This window comes from Streptomyces sp. PU-14G, from assembly GCF_041028275.1.
Lineage (GTDB): Bacteria > Actinomycetota > Actinomycetes > Streptomycetales > Streptomycetaceae > Streptomyces.
This window is the reverse complement of the sequence record NZ_JASKYT010000792.1, coordinates 1-372: the sequence shown is the minus strand read 5'-3', so window position 1 is coordinate 372 and position 372 is coordinate 1. Positions and strand designations below refer to the sequence as shown.

Sequence of the window (372 nt, the reverse complement as noted above, 5' to 3'; positions counted from 1 at the left end):
TCCTCATCCCACGGGGAGGCGAACCAGTCGATGCCGCGCTCGGCACAGTGCTCGCCGATGGCCCGGTAGTCGTCCTCGCCGAACTCCACACGGTGCCGGTAGTCGATGTAAGTCATCCGGCCCCACGGGGTGTCCCGCCCCCCCCCCCCCCCCCCCCCCCCCCCCCCCCCCCCCCCCCCCCCCCCCCCCCCCCCCCCCCCCCCCCCCCCCCCCCCCCCATGCCGATCTCCCCGGTCACGTAGACGGGGTGACCGGGCCCGACGGTCTTGGTTCCGAGGGCACGGGTACGGGGGCGGGCGCTGATGCCGGTGCTGTTCATGTTCACCATTTCCGGGGGTTTCTTTCTGGGATGGGTACAGAGGGGTCAGGGGG

Annotated in this window: 1 pseudogene; it reads right to left on the bottom strand. The window is 73.9% G+C overall.

Features of this window, described 5'->3' with window-relative positions:
* Positions 1-319: pseudogene (locus AB8Z75_RS35315) on the bottom strand (N-acetylneuraminate synthase family protein); the annotation flags it as partial.
* Positions 320-372: the final 53 nt, after the last annotated feature.